Origin of the sequence: [Scytonema hofmanni] UTEX 2349, from assembly GCF_000582685.1 — a bacterium.
Lineage (GTDB): Bacteria > Cyanobacteriota > Cyanobacteriia > Cyanobacteriales > Nostocaceae > Hassallia > Hassallia hofmanni.
In genome coordinates this window covers 1167358-1183261 of record NZ_KK073769.1, presented here as the reverse complement: position 1 = coordinate 1183261, position 15904 = coordinate 1167358, and the positions used below count along the sequence as shown (strand labels likewise).

Here is a 15904-nt window from a genome sequence, read left to right as displayed (position 1 = left end):
CATGTAAAATTTAAAGGCGAATCGTCTCCATACGACGGGAACCTAGTTTATTGGAGCAAAAGAAAAGGTGAAAATCCTGAAATGCCCACCAGAGCGGCAACACTCTTGAAAAAGCAGAAAGGGAAATGCACTTTATGCAATTTTACACTTCCGAGAGGAAGATGTGATGGAGATTGACCACATTATCCCCAAATCGCAAGGTGGAAAGGATAAATATGATAACTGGCAACTCCTTCACAGACATTGCCACGACACAAAGACCGCCAGCAATGGCAGTCCAGGCAAAACAATCCGACTGTAATAGTGTCGAGCCTAAGCCCCCAGAAAACTAGAAATAGTTGAAGGAAGATGGGTAATGAGGTATGTTTGACATACACCAAATCATTGAGGAGCCGTGTGAAGCAAAAGTTTCAAGCACGGTTTTGTAGAGCAGCGGCTCTCGTGATGGAGTCGCTGACTTTAATACTATCTTCAGGAGTATAAAAAGATAGCACTTAGGTTTTAAGGTGTTGTTGTGATATTAGACTGGCTATATTGCTGGATCAGTTCTCTACATCTTCTCCCAGCTTCTATTGCCTGTTTCATTAAAGCCTTATACTGCTAAGTATACAAAACTTAAAACTACTAACTATAAGACATTTGAGTGGAACTGTAAAAACAGATATTTTTTACTGGTTTTTTCCCTTTTATAGACTTTAGTTATTTTATAAACTTTATTTCTGATTTATCCTTCATGAGTAAAGAATGAGCAGAGAAGTAAGAGGGCTTGATGGAACCGACTACAGAACAGTTGAAAGCGTTTTACAGTCTATGTGTAAGAGCAAGTAATATGTTTCAGCCTGTTAACCTTGCGCGACTTGACGAAAGAACAAAGCGCATTTACGTTTTGATTGGGGACACAATACAAATAGAGATATACCAAAATGGGGAAGTGATATTTCCATGACTAAACCTGATTATCAAGCTATGACAGATGATGAATTACGGGACTACGTAAGGTATCATCCGCAAGACACCGAGGCGTTTCATCTTTTAATGGACAGACTTGATCAGCGTCCTAACAAAGTTGTAACCCGGACTGTTGAAGAATTTGAAGCTGAACTACAAAGGCGTATCAGTCAAGCTGGTTGATAAAAAGGCATCTTTATTGCCGCTTCTAAAAATCTAGGTAAACCTAGTTTAACTCCACGGTGTAAGTTTAAACGTCCTTTTCTAGCGATTAAACTTCCCCATCTCTGAGGTTGTCCAGAAAACTCCAGTTAGAAACAGTAAAATAATCGTGTCTGCGATTAATTTCACTGGAACGTTTGATTTTTTTATTTAGTTCACTCCAAAAGCTCCATACGTGCTTGTCTTCGTTCACCGAAGCATAGGCGGTTATGGAGTTTTGCGGTTTTTCAGATAGTCTCATACCGCGACGGGCAATTACTAACGCCGCAGCACAATCGCTAGACAATCCGTACATTTTCATGTACTTTACCAATCCAATCAAACTAGAATAGGCTGGATTTACTGTAATTAGCTCAATACCGCGATTCGACAGAATTGATTGAAGTAGTTCGTAAAATCTACTGTACGCCCAGCTAGATAGCATCCGAGCATACTTCCCTGACTCTTCACCTAATCGCTGCTTTTTCTCACTAAAATCTAATTCTTCGCAGACAACTGGACACTCAAAAGAAATAGCTAATGCTGCAAGTTGAAGACACGCATCAACAATTTGGGCATCTTGTTTACCACTTGGCAATCCCATCTGTAGCGGGATTTGTCCCTTAACCTTCAGGTTTCCCTCGTTATCAACATAAGCCCAGCCAATTGAGCCGGGGTTCATATCAATGCCTATACAACCATAACTAACGGAATGTGACTGTTGTTTTACAGCTTTTGGAGTGAACTGAACTGCTACCACCCATCTTCCGTTTTTATAGAAAAAGTGCCAAGTCTTTGAACCAGATTCCGGCAATCGGTTTATATTGCGATCAAAATCACCAATATTAGAACTGACTGTTTTACCAAATCTAGACTCTAGGCATTGAGGAACACGAATTGTGATTACTTGGCTATCCCACTGTGCAACTTGATTGCCATAGGATTCATCTTTAGATCCAACTATAAAAATATTGCCGTGTGGCACAGAAACCTTAAGGGGTTTGATTTTAAGATATTCTAATTTATTATTAAATAATGCTAGTTTACGTTTCTTTCCGTGAATCTGGAACCTTAAATGATTCCAATTGCTATTATGGTATTTTAACGAGCAAGATAGAGGAAAATTGCACCCTGTTTTAGAATACTGCCAGTTCTTTTTAGCGTAAAATTTTCGTGCTAATTTTAGCTTGCGTTCAGATGATTTAAGCCATTTCTCAATTGATTTTATCTTACCTGCAATAGTTTTAATATGCAGTTCTCTATGAGTCTTAGCAGCATCTACTCTCCCCTTGGAAAAACTGATTACACCGTTAGCGTGTCGTTTGTTAATGCCATAAGTTTTTTGTAAATGCGTGTTCCATTGAGATTTATTAAACTCATTACCTGGAAGCAAATGATTAACTGTTTCAATCGCTGCACTCCGAAAAATTGGTGCGTAAGACTCTAGAAACATTTCAAATTCGGTTTGCCCAAGTGAGTTCATTTCTGACTTTGGCGTGGGCAATCCTTTACAGTAGGTTAGAATTGACATTGATTCGACCCTCAATGTGTTTATTTCTCTATACAATACTACTCTTCTAGAGATTTTGCAAGATTTTCAAGGAGCTTTTTGTTCTTACTGGAGCGAGAGCCATATAGTCGTGCAGAAAAAACTGTTATGACTTCTAAAACATCTGATGCGAGGTCTTCCTCAAAGGTTGCATCCTCTTTCCTATTGAGAATTATGATTTCTGCGCCATGATATTCGCAAATTGCAAATACTAATTCCGAACCAAATCTCAATAAACGATCTTTATGAGTGATGACCAGTCTTGCAACCTCACCATCTAAGAGTGTTGTAATGAGCTTAGTCAATCCTTTTTTGCGGTAGTTCATCCCACTACCAAGATCCCGAATCACCTCGTAGCTCCATCCCATAGAAGCGCAATAAGCAGATAAAACGGCATCTTGTCTGTCTAGGTCTGATTTTTGGTCGTGACTTGAAACTCTTGCATAGGCTATTGTTTTTCCAACAGCTTGTTCTGCGAAGTCAGCAAGTTTATACCGACGATGACCTCCATCTGTTCTAACAGATTTAATTTTGCCTTCACGCTCCCAGCGCCTAATTGTGTCAACACTTACGGCTTTTAACTCTGCTAGTTCACCAATACTAATCAGTCTATCCACTCTTTACCCAGAATTACTTATTATAATTCTAGGTAAATCTATATATTCTGGCAACAGTTATCAACCCCTCTGCGTTATCTCAGAGGGGATTTATTTTTTGGATAATTTCCTTGCTGCTGCTGCATTGTCTGCTTCTGCGTACAAATCACCAACAATTTCTTGGAGAGACAAGTAGGCGCGTACTATGGAAAGAGCTTGACTTGATTCAACTCTGATTTGAGATTCTAAATCCATAGTTATTCCTCATGCTCTACAATTACTGTCTCTAAGTTTTCATGTTAACCGTCAACTAACAATTATCAACCATCAACTAACAACTACAGCAAATTTCAGGTTTAGGAGGTACATGCGTAAAACCCAAAACCCGCTCTGAGACGTTCCACCGGAACGTCTCTACGTGTATTTCATAACAACGCAATCTGCTGTATCAACCATCAACTAACTACTTCTTACAATTATCGCAATGTCCACAACGCAAGTTTTCAGCTTCTTTGTCAAAACCAAAGGCATTTAACAAAAATTGCCAGCGGCATTGTTTTGTTGTAAGATATTGATTCATTTGCTTTGCAGCATGTAATTGCGTCGTTAACTGCTTTGGTTTGCTTTCTTCAATACTGTAATTGAAAGGATCAAGCCAGTTTAACTGACCGCTGCTGTGTAGCAAAGAAAGAGCGATCGCACCATCGGGAAATTGTTTGGCTATTACATTTACTTCCCCTTTTTTCGGGAGTTTTTTGATTAATTGTTGTGCAGTTTGTTGTTGCGATCGCATCTGATCCTCAAAAAATCTTTGTCTTTGCTTATCCTCTGGATCTAACCATCCCGTAGGTTCACTAATCAACATCAACGCTTGCGCTGGTTTCCCATCTCTTCCAGCGCGTCCAATTTCTTGCACATACTCCGAAAGCAAATGTGGTGAGTGGAAGTGAATGACCCAACGTACATCTGGCTTATTTATCCCCATCCCAAACGCACAAGTACAAACAACAAACATGATTTTTCCACTTAGCCAACTCCCTTCTACTGCACGGCGTTCTTCTGCACCCAATCCCGCATGATAAGAAGCTGTAGAATAACCTTTTTCTCTCAACCACTCAGCTAAATTCTCGCTATCTCGCCGAGTACGTACATAAACTAACCCAGGTTCTTGTTTCCGTTCTTGAATAAACTTTAATAAATGTTGCTTTCTGCCTCTTGGTGTCCAGGCAATGCGAACACTAGGGTTAAGATTAGAACGGTATGGATTAACACGAAAAAACGCTGGTTTCTCTAATTTTAAGACTTCTTTAATAGTCTTTTGAGCCAGAGGATCGGCGGTGGCGGTAAAAGCGGCTACGCTGATGTGTGTTCCCTGTGGCTTAAATTTTAGCAGCGCTGGTCGCACCGCCTCCAATCTTCGATAAGCTGGTCGAAATGTATCGCCCCATTGTACCAGACAATGTGCCTCATCTAATATTAATCCGTTAATTTTTAATTGTGGCTGACACAATCTTTCCCAAACTGGCGGACTCAGTAAAGTTTCTGGTGATAAATACAGCAATCTTAGCTGTTGTCGTTCCAAAGCTTGCAAAACTGTACGTCGTTGGCTAGAAGGCAATTCACTATGCAAAAGCGCTGCACTCAAGTTGCGATCGCGTAGTTCCTGCACTTGATTTTCCATTAACGCTACCAATGGCGAAATTACTAGCGTTAATCCTGTTTGTAGCAGTGCCGGCAACTGAAAGCAAATAGACTTTCCGCCACCTGTGGGCATAATAATTAATGCGTCTTTTTCTGCCAACAAACAGCGGATGATTTCTCCTTGTGGTGGACGAAAATCATCATAACCCCAAATTTTTTGAAAAGCAGCACGGACATCTTCCCAAGCTGGGGGTTGATGTTGATTCATAATTAATGGTAGGTAAATGCACCCTTCTCCTTGCACACTTCATTTACATGACGTGAGTTATTAATATAGCTTGGGTATCAAGTTAAAGGTTCAGTATTTTATACAGATTAATGTATAAAAATTTTTAATTTCATTTTGACTACTCAAAATATGGCTGATATCAAGTTCGGATAATTAGTTATAATTCCCGCAGTTATTGCACCCCACCCCCAACCCCTCCCCGTTAACGGGGAGGGGAGCAAAAGCGTAGCTTTGGCGGGGTGGGGTTCTTCGGTTTTAATAAGTAGGGCTTGCTGAATAAATGTGTAATCTAGTCCAGATAAGGGGTTTAAGCCTTTTTTCACCAAACAAGTGCACTTGTTTAACATCTAGAGTCTCAAAACCCTTGCACAATCAAAGCGCGATCGCTAGGTAAAGAAAGGAAACTGAGCAACGAAACAACCATTTTGTAACCTGTGTGGCTTCTAGATTCGCTTTAAAGACTTATTCAGCAAGCCCTAAGTAATCAAGCGAACTTGATATGAAAGATGAGTAAAAATAAAGAACAGCTAACTTTTTTGTATACATCAAGCTACACCTAAAAAATTACCCCTAAGTTTCTCCGGAATAACCATAAACCATATGGATATTTTTTTATCTGCTAAAAAGTATCAATGAGATATCTAGATTATGGTGAAGGTAATTCCATGTCTTCTCAACAGACCGACCCTAGAATTAGGTGCAAGTCGTGAAGAGGTCAAACAAATGCAAATAGTTCTCAATGAACGGCTAAGGGAATTTGATACCGCATCGTCGTTTCCCCAAAATGTGGCGGAAACTGGCTACTTTAATCAAAACACTTTAATTGCGGTTAAATACCTGCAATGCCTGACTTTTTTACCAATAGATGGCATTGTCGGACCAAAAACTTGGGCTTTCTTGTGTGAGGGACCTGTTAGCTTGCCACGCTTGCATCTTGGTACTGCTAGTTCGGTAGTTAAAGCTGTTCAAGAGGCACTAAGATACGCTGGTTACTATTTTGGTGCAGTCGATGGTGTCTTTCAACAGAAAACTGCTGCTGCTGTCAAACATTTTCAGATATCCTGCCAAATGACCGCCGATGGTGTGATTAATCCTCAAACCTGGAAGGCGTTAATTAAGTTAGATGCTCATGGGAAATACTGTTACGTTAATATGATTGACAGCTGTTATGAAAAGCACGAGCATTGGGACGGAAATTTTTCTTACCTCAATTGGCATAATTGATGCATTTCATTTTATATGCACGCGAGTGTAATTTTGAAGCCTGCGTAGGCAGGCTTTGAACGTATAGCCGAATGGCACGCACGATGCACCATCGCCCGAAAAATACTCGCAATGAAGTACATATATAAAACCCCTCTTCTTGTAGAGACGTAGCACTGCTACGTCTGTTATGTGTATTCGATATTAGCCATAGGCTGTTGTAAGGCTCCTGTCTTTTGTCTTGTAACTACTAAGAACACAGCAACTCACCCAACCAATTTTCGACTTGTAAGCGCAAACGCCAGCTAAGTTCATCCTTACGAGTGCTTTTTAGCGGTAGTTGATTCAAAGCGCGGCGATAATCAGCGATCGCACAATTCCAATCGCCCCACAAATGATAAGTTCTGCCGCGTTCAGCTAAAATATGGTCTTCGAGTTGACCGAAAAGCAATGCTATCTCAAAAGCATCAATTGCTTCTTCGTATTGTTCCAAGTCACGTAAGGTAATGCCTCGGTTAATCTGTGCCCGAACATGGCTGGGGTGCAAATCAATTGCCCGATCGTAGTCGGCGATCGCTGATGTTAATTCTCCACAAGCCGCGTAATAATTTGCGCGATTGTTATAAGCGCTAGCTAACTTGGGGTTGAGGTGTAGTGCTTTGTTGTAATCCCAGAATGCTTTTTGTCTTTCACCACTTTGAAAATAAATCAGCCCCCGGTTATTATAGTCAACGGCATTGTGGGGATGACGGTTGATTAGTTGATTTAACAGAGCGATCGCTTCGGTGTAATCTCCAATTTGGGCTAATCTCAAAGCACAAGAGCGTAAGTAACTGTCTTTATTAGCAGATTCCCCGCTACTGTTAGCCTGATGCTGTTGAGCATTTGCTGTATTTTGGAAAACAGCTTTTTTTAAGTAATTTTGCTCACTCTCAGATGCTAAAAATGGGTTTGTATTCATATTTTCCTGCCTGAGCCTCTTGCTCTGTAAGATAAATTTATAATTTTCTTGTGAAGAGTGGTTTCGTCGGTGTGTCACTTGTTAAGGTGTCTATGAGTACTTGGGTACAAGTAATAAGAATAAGTGGGAGTGTTCGCCCTATACCAATAATTGATGCTTCAACCTGATAATAGATACTTCATCCCCAAGTCCTATTCCAGAAACAGCAATCTCTTAATCTAATAGACTAGTCACAAGTGAGAGCGACAACTTGGTAGAATGCCAACAAGCCCTTTATCGGGACTTGGGAGTAGTGGGTACGGGGAATTGGTAATGGAAAACTCCAAATTTACACAACCCTTCTTTCTCAATGACTTTAGGGGAACCTAAAAATCTCGACGGTTTATTATTCCCAGAAAATTTGCGATCATTCACATCAATAAAGAAATTTTTGCCAGAAAAGTAAGAATTTTCTTTCCGCTACCCCATTTCTGAATCTGATTTTTAAATTAAGAGCGAAGATTTTTTTATGACAACCGCAATTTCCTACGCCAACGCTCCCGACTTAGCCGATGATGATTACATCGCGATCGGCTTGGCTACATGCTTCATCAAAGAAGATGGAGAAGTTCATCAAGTTGAAGTTATAGAACCTATTCCCTCTGCGGCTTTAGAAGCAATTTTTAAAGGTATTCCCACCTCGTATAAGTTGGCTTGTGGGACAACTTTAGGATCTGTGTTGGACGGAGATACGCTTTCTTTACCAGATGGCTTTCCGGATTCAGCTCAATTTGGAGAGGAATTTGTGCCCAGAGCGTTTGCAGCTGCTCGCACTTACAAGCGTCGCGAAGTCGCAAAATCCCTGATTCCTCTGGGTACAACTTATACAGAGTTTAAGTATTCCACCGATCGCAAGCGGGTACTAAATGCCAAACGAGTTGTTAACAAGGAAGATAACGTTAAACAACATTCTCATACCCACAAAGTTCTTTAAAAGATTCAATAAGGTTGTTCGTTGTTAGTGGTTAGTGGTTATTTGTTGGTTGTTACAGCATATTTGAGGTAAATGAGGTACATGCATAAAACCCAAAACCCTTTAAAGACGTTCCGCCGGAACGTCTCTACGTGTATTCAATAAAAACGCAATCTGCTGTATTTGGAGCGTTGTTGGTTGTCAAAAAGTACTCCTATCCACCAACCACCACCATCCACTAACCACTATCCACCAACAACCAACGCTCCTCTATTTACCGATAGTTTGTAAATTGTAGAGCCACGGGGTAGTCTTCTTGCTTCAATCGTTGAATCACAGTTTGCAAGTCATCTTTATCTTTAGCGCTAACCCGCACAGCGTCACCTTGAATTGACGCTTGTATTTTTTTGAATTCGTCACGAATCAATTTAGAAATTTGCTTGGCAATTTCCTGGCTAATGCCTTTTTGGAGTTTGATTTCTTGACGGACGCGGTTTCCGCTGGCTGATTCAACTTTGCCAAAATCAAATATTTTTTGAGAAAGACTGCGCTTGGCGGCTTTTTCGCGCAGGATGGTGTGTACAGACTCTAAAGTAAACTCGCTGTCGGTGCCGATGGTAATCTTGTCTTCGCCTAATTCGACAGTAGTTTGAGAGTCTTTAAGATCGTAACGGCTTTTAACATCTCGGACAACTTGATCGATAGCGTTGACCAATTCTTGTCTGTCAAAATCACTAACAATATCAAAGGAATAGGTAGAAGCCATAGAACGTTTTGGATTAGGGACAAAGGGGACAAGGGGGACAAGGGGGACAAGGGGGACAAGGGGAGCAAAATAATTCTTTTTTCCTAATGCCCTATGCCCAATGCCCCATGCCCTATTAGCTAACTTGAATTATGCTGAGGGCGAAAAGAGTACCCCAACTGAGGGAGCCAACAGCAAACATGAGCGATCGCATTAGGGGTATATTCAAAATATAAAAGATTGAGTATAGCAACCGAGCCGCAACAAAAGCGATCGCTGCGATTACTGCAATAGGAGAATTCACACCAGTTACGTATGCCATCAAAGCTGCGGCAGCAAAAATCATGAATCCTTCAAAAGAATTTTGATGTGCCCAAGTAGCTCTTTGCGCGTAATCAGGAAGTTTGTCAAACATAGCGCGGGGAGCAGACTGATCGTATCCCACACGCATACGAGCATAACCCACTACCAAAAACGGCAGATAAATTAGCACCGCAGCGGCTGCGATCGAGTACAAAAGAATAGTCATTGGTTATTAGTCCAGAGTCATTAGTTATTAGTCATTAGTCAAGAGTCATTGGTCAGTGGTCAAAAATACACATACCAACGACACTCGTACCAATAACTAATGACTAATCAAAGTAGAACAGTGTCACCACTTTTCTTTGTTCTTCCGCTTCACCACAAGTTTGCAACAAAGTGCGACTGTCGTGAAAAGCAAAACAAATTAATTGTTGGCAACGAGAAACAATTTCCTTGTTACACAGGTAACTAGCTTCACCAAGAGACAGATGATCGTTACTGGGATTTTCAACCAGATGCATTACCTGTTCTAATTGCTGGCGTGATTCATTGGGCTGGCGTTCCAAGCTTTGGGGTAGAATCACCGTTAATAAATTGGCATCAGCCCGCATTGCTCCCCGGATGGCAGCTGAATTGGTACCTGTGGCACCAGAGGTGATAATTCGATTCCCTGATAAAACCAGGGCATAGGTCATCATCTCAATGAGGCTTTGATGCGTAATCGGAACGTGGCGCGAACCTAGCAAGGCGATTCGTTTAGAACCTGTTTGCTGGATAGTTGCCAGTTCTTGGGCTAATGTATCGAGGTTAATAAGGTCTATGGACTGACTCAAAGATGGACAGAATCAGATTAAACAACCCAGTTATTCTACCAAATCAAGGTAAATGTAACACTACTTATGGTTAGACATTGCTAGATTTACTGGATTAATCAGCTTAGTAGCTTGATGGCTTCCTCACACCAAGCTAGCCAATGAGTTTCATAATTAACACCATTGAGTAGTGTTAGGTACTGAAACTTTGCTTGTTCTGCTAGTTGTTCAGGATTCTGAAAGTACCGCTGCTCTAATTTTTTGTATGTTGACAATTTTTGTTGATGAGAAGCGCGGTGATGCTCTAGTAGTTCATGTCATAAGTTTTGAGGGGTTTCAACTTACCAAAATAATTGATTTTTAAGGCTTTGGAAATTTGATTACCCATCAGAATTAATGACATGGACTACTAGTTCTGCCAATATTGTTTCGCGAGGGGCAACGTAGCCGGCAAAAAGCTTTACCAGTAAATCATCTTTAATTGGTGTAGGTTCACAAGGAGTAGCAATCCACTCGTTAAGCTGCTGTTCTCCAGACTCTGTGACACGGTAAAGCTTTTTATCTGGGCGTCCTTCTTGAAGAATTATCTCGGCAGTTATCCAGCCGTTATCCTCAAGTTTGGACAACTCCCGATAAATTTGCTGATGACTAGCTGACCAGAAAAAGCCCACAGAGCCATCAAATCGCTTTGCCAAGTCATACCCACTACAGGGAGACTCAATTAACACCGTCAAAATTGCCCAGCCCAATTTGCTGCCTTGCGGTTGTATTGGGCTGGTGTCTTTTCGGGAAACGTCGAAGTAAGAAAAAAGTGTCTTGCTTGATGGTAGCTGTTCGTTGAGCTTTGGCTTGAGCGCACAAATCAAGCGTGCCTCAAGGGTTTTGAGAATTGAAGGCTCTTCACATTGCAGCCAAGCCAGCTTTACATTTCCTAAATCATTCAGTTGTTTAAATCTATGATGCGATATCCAACGACGGCAGAGGGCAGCAGTCCTACCTACGTAAAGGATTTCCCCAGAACCCGAAACAGCAAAATAGATGGCTGGGCAGTCAGGGAGATCCGCTTTTTTGTCCAAGGGAAGCGAGGGCAGTTTCAGAGGGTCAATTGCGCCTAAGTCTATTTTCTCGTGGTTCCAGTGCATAAAGAAACTGAATGACTTGCATTGCCATCAATAAAGGTTGGCGTGTGACATTTATGCTAATTGTCACAATTATTAATCTACGGTAAAGCCACTGCTGGATTTAAGCCGAGTTGAGACAGCAAGCGGTCAATATCGAAATGTTCAGCCATCAATTGACTAATGCAATGAACTTTAATTGGTTCGTGGACGCGCACTTGCCCAAAAGTGCGATCAATAATTTCCACAGTGGTGAGGGTATCTAGGTCAACTGACAAAATGGGGATTTCTAGTTCTTCAGCGCGATTGAGGATGAAAGGGGGAGGTGGGAGTTGTCCGGTAAGGATGAGACATTGGGTGGAAGTTTCCAGAGCTGCTTGTTGAATTTCCACGCGATCGCCTCCTGTAACTACCGCCATATTTCGCCGTTTGCGGAAATACTTCACCGCCGAGTTGACATTCATCGCTCCAATTGCTAAACTTTCGACCATTAAATCTAGGCGATCGCTACGACAAAGAACTTCGGCATTTAACTGCTTGACCAGTTCGCCAACGCTGACACTGCGTAGTAAGTCATTTTTTGGTAACATTCCCAGTACGGGAATATTTTGTTGTTCCAAAAACGGACGCAACACAGTATCAACAGTTTCTATTTCGGCTATGGGGATATCGTTGATGACAACACCAATTAAGCGATCGCCTACACGCTGTTTTGCAGATAACAGCCCTTCAACTGAAAGCAACGATTTATAACGACATACCAACAACACACCTGCATCAACAATATCAGCCACTTGCAGCAAAGACAAGTCAAATAAATTGCCTTCTGACAAATCGCCAGGACCTTCCAACAATACCAAATCACCTCTCGATATTTGTAAATATTGCTGTGCCAAAGTGGCACGATAATCAATTTTGTCTTCTCCACGCAAGCGTTTTTGTATAGCTACTTCATTGAAAGCAAGCATTGTTGGTGCAATTCGGTTAGAAGGTAAATTGAGGCTGTTGGCAATAAACTGCACATCTTCCTCAACTACGCTTCCTTCAAATTCACTCAAACTTGTACCTAGCGGTTTACCGTAGGCAATATCTAGTCCTTTTTTCTGTAGCTGATGCGACAAACCTAAAATTGTGGCAGATTTGCCACTGTAAGTTTCGGTTGAGCCAATGAGCAAATACTTAGCGGATTTTGGCACACATGCACTCCTTATTTCAAAAGAAAGTAGAACCAAGCTAGATTTTAATTCTAGGTCGAACTTTGCACTTCCCGGTTGCTACTAAATTCGTTGAGTCATGCGATCGCCCAAATTTCAAGGACACTTTCTAGCTCAAAATCCTACCTTTTTTGGGCGAAGTTGCTAAAACAGACAATTATTGAATTATATTTCCCCGCTTTGCCTGGTTTATTCCTCTACACGCAGCAGTTTGCGGTAAAATGCTTGTGAAAAATCAGTCATGCGATAACGTTTATAATTTTCCATCAGTTCAATTAAAAAATTAATAAACTCGAAACTTGCCATCATCACTTCATAACTTAACTCCGCGTCGCCATCAAACTGGAATCGGCAACGAGTTAAATCTGAAGGTAGGGTGGCAATATTCCAAGTAGCGACAAAGGGAACATGCTCGCTGCCTTCTATTTTGCGTTTTCCCTCCAAAACCCCTTTTTGATAAAGACTGATGGCATAACGCAAAAAATCGCGTTTGCTGCCCTGAACGTAAGGTAAGTAAACGCTTGCTTGTTGTTGAGTTGCTGGCTGGAGTTGCTCAAAAGACATAATTTAATACTTCTCAAGTTAGTTGACAACCGGGGATGTAAGTACCCGTGAATAGTGTTCCCAAAAAATTGTTATGCATAACTATGGGGAGGGGGAAAGGGCGAATGGGGAGGGGAAAAGGGGAAAGGGGAAGGGGGAAAGGGGAAAGGATGAGAAATATAGAGTTATTTGAATAAATCCGTATTTTATTTCCATCCCTTTCCCCTGCGCTCTTAGCGCTTCCCCTTTCCCCTTTCCCCCTTACCCCTTTCCGGTATTTCCGTCCCTTTCCCCTGCGCTCTTAGCGCTTCCCCTTTCCCCCTTTCCAGTAATGGTTGGTAGAATAACCACTAGCCACCCAACAACCATTACCAAAAGAATGTTGACTGTTGGTTAACTCCGTTTAAAGATGTCTTAAGGAAAACTTTTAGTGGGTTTACACTATGGCTCCGCTGGTTGCAAATTATTACTTGACGTATCGCTGTAATGCTCGCTGTCACTTTTGCAACATTTGGGCATTAGAACCGGGCAAAGAAGCTGATTTTGAAACGATTAAGCGTAATTTAGAAGATTTACGCCGTTTGGGGACTAAATATGTAGATTTTACAGGTGGCGAACCTTTATTACGACATGATGTCGGGGAGATTTATACAGAGGCAAAACGTCAGGGTTTTTATACCAGCATGACGACGAATACAATTTTGTATCCAAAAAAAGCTAAGGAAATTCAAGGTTTAGTAGACTTTTTGAATTTCTCCTTGGATGGTGCGGATGCAGAAACTCACGATCATTCACGCGGGGTGAAAATTTTTGACAATTTGGTAGAGTCGGTAGCGATCGCTAAATCCTTGGGAGAGTATCCGGTACTAAATCATACCGTTACTGCCCAAAATTACGATCGCATTCAAGAAGTCGCAGAATTAGGACAAAAACTAGCTGCTCGCGTCTGGCTAAATCCTGCCTTTACGGCTTATGACCAATACAACTCTAATAAAAACCCCACCCCAGAAATGGTAGCGGCAATCGAAGCTGCTGCGAGGAAATATAAAAATGTCGGGTACAATAAGGCTGCATTGGCTTTTATTGAAGCTGGGGGCAATGACACCAAAAATCCCCGCTGTAAGGCGGTGGATGCCGTAATTGCGATTTCTCCCAATGACGAGCTGCTACTACCTTGTTACCATTTTGCCCAAACCGGAGTTCCGATTAACGGGCGACTTTATGAACTCTATCGTGAGTCTGAAGAAGTGGAAGAGTATCGCCAATCTCAAGGTAAGCTAAAAGTGTGTGAAGGTTGCACGGTTTGGTGTTACCTGATACCTAGCTTCTTTATGGGTGTAGACAAATACTGGTTATTGAATCAAGTAACTTATGCCAGCGAATTCCTGGCCCGAAAACGATTCTTACAACGAGCTTGACCCGCTCAACTCATTATTTTCTGACCTATCGGGAGATGATGAGTTGGAGATAAAAGAGGTAGAAACCGATCCTGTGTTTGTACCATCCCGGTTTCAAGGTCGGAGAAAAAAAGCCGCTCTAGTTTTGACTGTTGTCTGGAGCGGCACGATCGCTTTACATTTAGTTTCTTGGGGTTCTATTTTTATTCTAGGATTGACCACTGTCTTAGGAATTCATGCCCTGAGAATTGTGTTTGCTAGACCGGGCAAAGAACACTTAGTAGGGGAAAATAATTTCTTCCCCTATGAAGAGGAAATGCTGGGTAATTTACCAAAAGTATCTGTGTTGGTGGCGGCTAAAAATGAAGAAGCAGTTATTGCCAATTTAGTCAATAATCTTTGTAATCTAAAATACCCGCAAGGTGATTACGAAGTCTGGATAATTGACGATAATAGCAACGACACAACGCCGCAGCTATTAGCACAATTAACGGAAAAATACAATAACCTAAAAGTATTAAGACGTTCAGCCGAAGCAAGTGGCGGTAAATCAGGGGCATTAAATCAAGTTTTGCCACTGACGCAAGGGGAAATTATAGCGGTGTTTGACGCTGATGCGATTGTGTCGCCAGACTTGTTATTGCGGGTAATACCCTTGTTTGCCAAAGAAAAGCTGGGCGCGGTGCAGGTACGAAAAGCGATCGCCAACGCCAAAGAAAACTTTTGGACAAAAGGTCAAATGGCAGAAATGGCAGTTGATGCCGTTTTCCAAAAGCGACGGATTGCCATTGGTGGAATCGGCGAACTGCGGGGAAATGGTCAATTTGTCCGGCGCGAAGCCCTGGAATGTTGCGGTGGCTGGAATGAAGAAACCATCACCGATGACTTAGATTTGACATTCCGCTTGCATCTAAACGACTGGGATATTGATTGTGCTTTTAATTCAGCGGTGGAAGAAGAGGGCGTCACGAATGCGATCGCTCTTTGGCATCAGCGCAACCGTTGGGCAGAAGGTGGATATCAGCGGTATTTAGATTATTGGGATTTGATTGTTCGTAACCGCATGGGGAGAAGTAAAACCTGGGATTTGCTGATGTTTTTGCTGATTATGTATATTTTACCGACAGCAGCAGTACCAGATTTATTGATGGCGATCGCTCGTCATCGTCCACCAATTCTCAGTCCAGTCAGCGGCTTGACACTTACCATGTCAATGGCGGGTATGTTCGCAGGTCTAAAGCGGATACGTCAAGATAAAGAGAAAAAATTTCGCGTTTCCAGCTACTTTGTCCCCTTGCTTCAGACATTACGCGGAATTATATACATGTTCCACTGGTTTGTAGTCATGAGCAGCACCACTGCCCGTATGTCAGTCAGACCAAAGCGGCTCAAATGGGTGAAAACAGTGCATCAGGGGACTGGGGATTAGGGA

The 15904-nt window shown here is 41.8% G+C and carries 17 protein-coding genes and 2 pseudogenes; 7 read left to right on the top strand and 12 right to left on the bottom strand.

What is annotated here, in order from left to right:
- Positions 1–166: 166 nt before the first annotated feature.
- The 3 genes and pseudogenes from TOL9009_RS49925 to TOL9009_RS0135460 all read left to right on the top strand — a co-directional run.
- Positions 167–214: pseudogene (locus TOL9009_RS49925) on the top strand (HNH endonuclease); the annotation flags it as partial.
- A gap of 555 nt (positions 215–769) precedes the next feature.
- Positions 770–946 (top strand): DUF6888 family protein, encoded by a 177-nt coding sequence (locus TOL9009_RS50660; protein ID WP_398345438.1) that lies wholly within the window; start codon positions 770–772, stop codon positions 944–946.
- Positions 943–1131 carry a DUF6887 family protein gene (locus TOL9009_RS0135460; RefSeq protein WP_029638221.1) on the top strand — a complete coding sequence of 63 codons (189 nt, stop codon included), beginning with the start codon at positions 943–945 and terminating at the stop codon, positions 1129–1131. Before TOL9009_RS50660 ends, TOL9009_RS0135460 begins: the two co-directional genes overlap by 4 nt.
- A gap of 88 nt (positions 1132–1219) precedes the next feature.
- Here the strand turns inward: TOL9009_RS0135460 and TOL9009_RS0135455 are convergent, their stop codons facing one another.
- From TOL9009_RS0135455 to TOL9009_RS0135440, 4 genes are all read right to left on the bottom strand, one after another.
- Positions 1220–2680: an IS200/IS605 family element transposase accessory protein TnpB gene (locus tag TOL9009_RS0135455; protein WP_029638219.1), complete on the bottom strand. Its 1461-nt coding sequence runs from the start codon at positions 2678–2680 to the stop codon at positions 1220–1222.
- 38 nt (positions 2681–2718) lie between these two features.
- The gene (locus tag TOL9009_RS0135450) at positions 2719–3315 is read right to left on the bottom strand and encodes an IS607 family transposase (protein WP_029638217.1); all 597 of its coding nucleotides are present in this window, start codon (positions 3313–3315) and stop codon (positions 2719–2721) included.
- Positions 3316–3405: 90 nt separating this feature from the next.
- Positions 3406–3549 (bottom strand): hypothetical protein, encoded by a 144-nt coding sequence (locus tag TOL9009_RS48185; protein ID WP_186227766.1) that lies wholly within the window; start codon positions 3547–3549, stop codon positions 3406–3408.
- 208 nt (positions 3550–3757) lie between these two features.
- Positions 3758–5203 (bottom strand): RecQ family ATP-dependent DNA helicase, encoded by a 1446-nt coding sequence (locus TOL9009_RS0135440; RefSeq protein WP_029638214.1) that lies wholly within the window; start codon positions 5201–5203, stop codon positions 3758–3760.
- Between the two features lie 669 nt (positions 5204–5872).
- On the opposite strand from TOL9009_RS0135440, the gene TOL9009_RS41565 reads away from it, so the two are divergent.
- Positions 5873–6448, top strand: coding sequence for a peptidoglycan-binding domain-containing protein (locus TOL9009_RS41565; RefSeq protein ID WP_051503206.1), 576 nt, complete (start codon positions 5873–5875; stop codon positions 6446–6448).
- Positions 6449–6677: 229 nt separating this feature from the next.
- On the opposite strand, the gene TOL9009_RS0135425 is transcribed toward TOL9009_RS41565, so the two are convergent.
- Positions 6678–7388, bottom strand: a complete 711-nt coding sequence (locus tag TOL9009_RS0135425; protein WP_029638211.1) for a tetratricopeptide repeat protein — start codon at positions 7386–7388, stop codon at positions 6678–6680.
- 508 nt (positions 7389–7896) lie between these two features.
- On the opposite strand from TOL9009_RS0135425, the gene TOL9009_RS0135420 reads away from it, so the two are divergent.
- Positions 7897–8361, top strand: a complete 465-nt coding sequence (locus TOL9009_RS0135420) for a hypothetical protein (protein ID WP_029638208.1) — start codon at positions 7897–7899, stop codon at positions 8359–8361.
- Between the two features lie 253 nt (positions 8362–8614).
- Here TOL9009_RS0135420 and TOL9009_RS0135415 read toward each other — a convergent pair whose 3' ends face one another.
- The 7 genes and pseudogenes from TOL9009_RS0135415 to ebsA form a co-directional block, all read right to left on the bottom strand.
- The gene (locus TOL9009_RS0135415) at positions 8615–9106 is read right to left on the bottom strand and encodes a YajQ family cyclic di-GMP-binding protein (protein ID WP_029638206.1); all 492 of its coding nucleotides are present in this window, start codon (positions 9104–9106) and stop codon (positions 8615–8617) included.
- A 115-nt stretch (positions 9107–9221) separates the two neighbouring features.
- Positions 9222–9614, bottom strand: a complete 393-nt coding sequence (locus tag TOL9009_RS0135410) for an MAPEG family protein (protein ID WP_029638204.1) — start codon at positions 9612–9614, stop codon at positions 9222–9224.
- A 103-nt stretch (positions 9615–9717) separates the two neighbouring features.
- Positions 9718–10221 carry a DNA-processing protein DprA gene (locus TOL9009_RS0135405; RefSeq protein ID WP_029638201.1) on the bottom strand — a complete coding sequence of 168 codons (504 nt, stop codon included), beginning with the start codon at positions 10219–10221 and terminating at the stop codon, positions 9718–9720.
- A gap of 98 nt (positions 10222–10319) precedes the next feature.
- Positions 10320–10502 (bottom strand): annotated as a pseudogene (locus TOL9009_RS46610) (PadR family transcriptional regulator); the annotation flags it as partial.
- Between the two features lie 78 nt (positions 10503–10580).
- Positions 10581–11342 (bottom strand): helix-turn-helix transcriptional regulator, encoded by a 762-nt coding sequence (locus TOL9009_RS50255; protein ID WP_144238460.1) that lies wholly within the window; start codon positions 11340–11342, stop codon positions 10581–10583.
- Between the two features lie 77 nt (positions 11343–11419).
- Positions 11420–12514 carry a phosphotransacetylase family protein gene (locus tag TOL9009_RS0135395; RefSeq protein WP_029638199.1) on the bottom strand — a complete coding sequence of 365 codons (1095 nt, stop codon included), beginning with the start codon at positions 12512–12514 and terminating at the stop codon, positions 11420–11422.
- Between the two features lie 207 nt (positions 12515–12721).
- A complete protein-coding gene (gene ebsA / locus TOL9009_RS0135390; RefSeq protein WP_029638197.1) occupies positions 12722–13096 on the bottom strand; it encodes a type IV pilus biogenesis protein EbsA in 375 nt (124 codons plus the stop codon).
- A gap of 422 nt (positions 13097–13518) precedes the next feature.
- Here ebsA and TOL9009_RS0135375 point away from each other — a divergent pair, with 422 nt between their 5' ends.
- A complete protein-coding gene (locus tag TOL9009_RS0135375) occupies positions 13519–14493 on the top strand; it encodes a radical SAM protein (RefSeq protein ID WP_029638194.1) in 975 nt (324 codons plus the stop codon).
- Positions 14447–15901 carry a glycosyltransferase gene (locus tag TOL9009_RS0135370; protein ID WP_029638192.1) on the top strand — a complete coding sequence of 485 codons (1455 nt, stop codon included), beginning with the start codon at positions 14447–14449 and terminating at the stop codon, positions 15899–15901. Before TOL9009_RS0135375 ends, TOL9009_RS0135370 begins: the two co-directional genes overlap by 47 nt.
- Positions 15902–15904: the final 3 nt, after the last annotated feature.

Coding starts and splice junctions, on each gene's coding strand:
- TOL9009_RS50660 (WP_398345438.1), top strand. CDS start 770: ATGGAACCGACTACAGAACAGTTGAAAGCGTTTTACAGTCTATGTGTA.
- TOL9009_RS0135460 (WP_029638221.1), top strand. CDS start 943: ATGACTAAACCTGATTATCAAGCTATGACAGATGATGAATTACGGGAC.
- TOL9009_RS0135455 (WP_029638219.1), bottom strand. CDS start 2,680: ATGTCAATTCTAACCTACTGTAAAGGATTGCCCACGCCAAAGTCAGAA.
- TOL9009_RS48185 (WP_186227766.1), bottom strand. CDS start 3,549: ATGGATTTAGAATCTCAAATCAGAGTTGAATCAAGTCAAGCTCTTTCC.
- TOL9009_RS0135440 (WP_029638214.1), bottom strand. CDS start 5,203: ATGAATCAACATCAACCCCCAGCTTGGGAAGATGTCCGTGCTGCTTTT.
- TOL9009_RS41565 (WP_051503206.1), top strand. CDS start 5,873: ATGGTGAAGGTAATTCCATGTCTTCTCAACAGACCGACCCTAGAATTA.
- TOL9009_RS0135425 (WP_029638211.1), bottom strand. CDS start 7,388: ATGAATACAAACCCATTTTTAGCATCTGAGAGTGAGCAAAATTACTTA.
- TOL9009_RS0135420 (WP_029638208.1), top strand. CDS start 7,897: ATGACAACCGCAATTTCCTACGCCAACGCTCCCGACTTAGCCGATGAT.
- TOL9009_RS0135415 (WP_029638206.1), bottom strand. CDS start 9,106: ATGGCTTCTACCTATTCCTTTGATATTGTTAGTGATTTTGACAGACAA.
- TOL9009_RS0135410 (WP_029638204.1), bottom strand. CDS start 9,614: ATGACTATTCTTTTGTACTCGATCGCAGCCGCTGCGGTGCTAATTTAT.
- TOL9009_RS50255 (WP_144238460.1), bottom strand. CDS start 11,342: ATGCACTGGAACCACGAGAAAATAGACTTAGGCGCAATTGACCCTCTG.
- ebsA (WP_029638197.1), bottom strand. CDS start 13,096: ATGTCTTTTGAGCAACTCCAGCCAGCAACTCAACAACAAGCAAGCGTT.
- TOL9009_RS0135375 (WP_029638194.1), top strand. CDS start 13,519: ATGGCTCCGCTGGTTGCAAATTATTACTTGACGTATCGCTGTAATGCT.
- TOL9009_RS0135370 (WP_029638192.1), top strand. CDS start 14,447: ATGCCAGCGAATTCCTGGCCCGAAAACGATTCTTACAACGAGCTTGAC.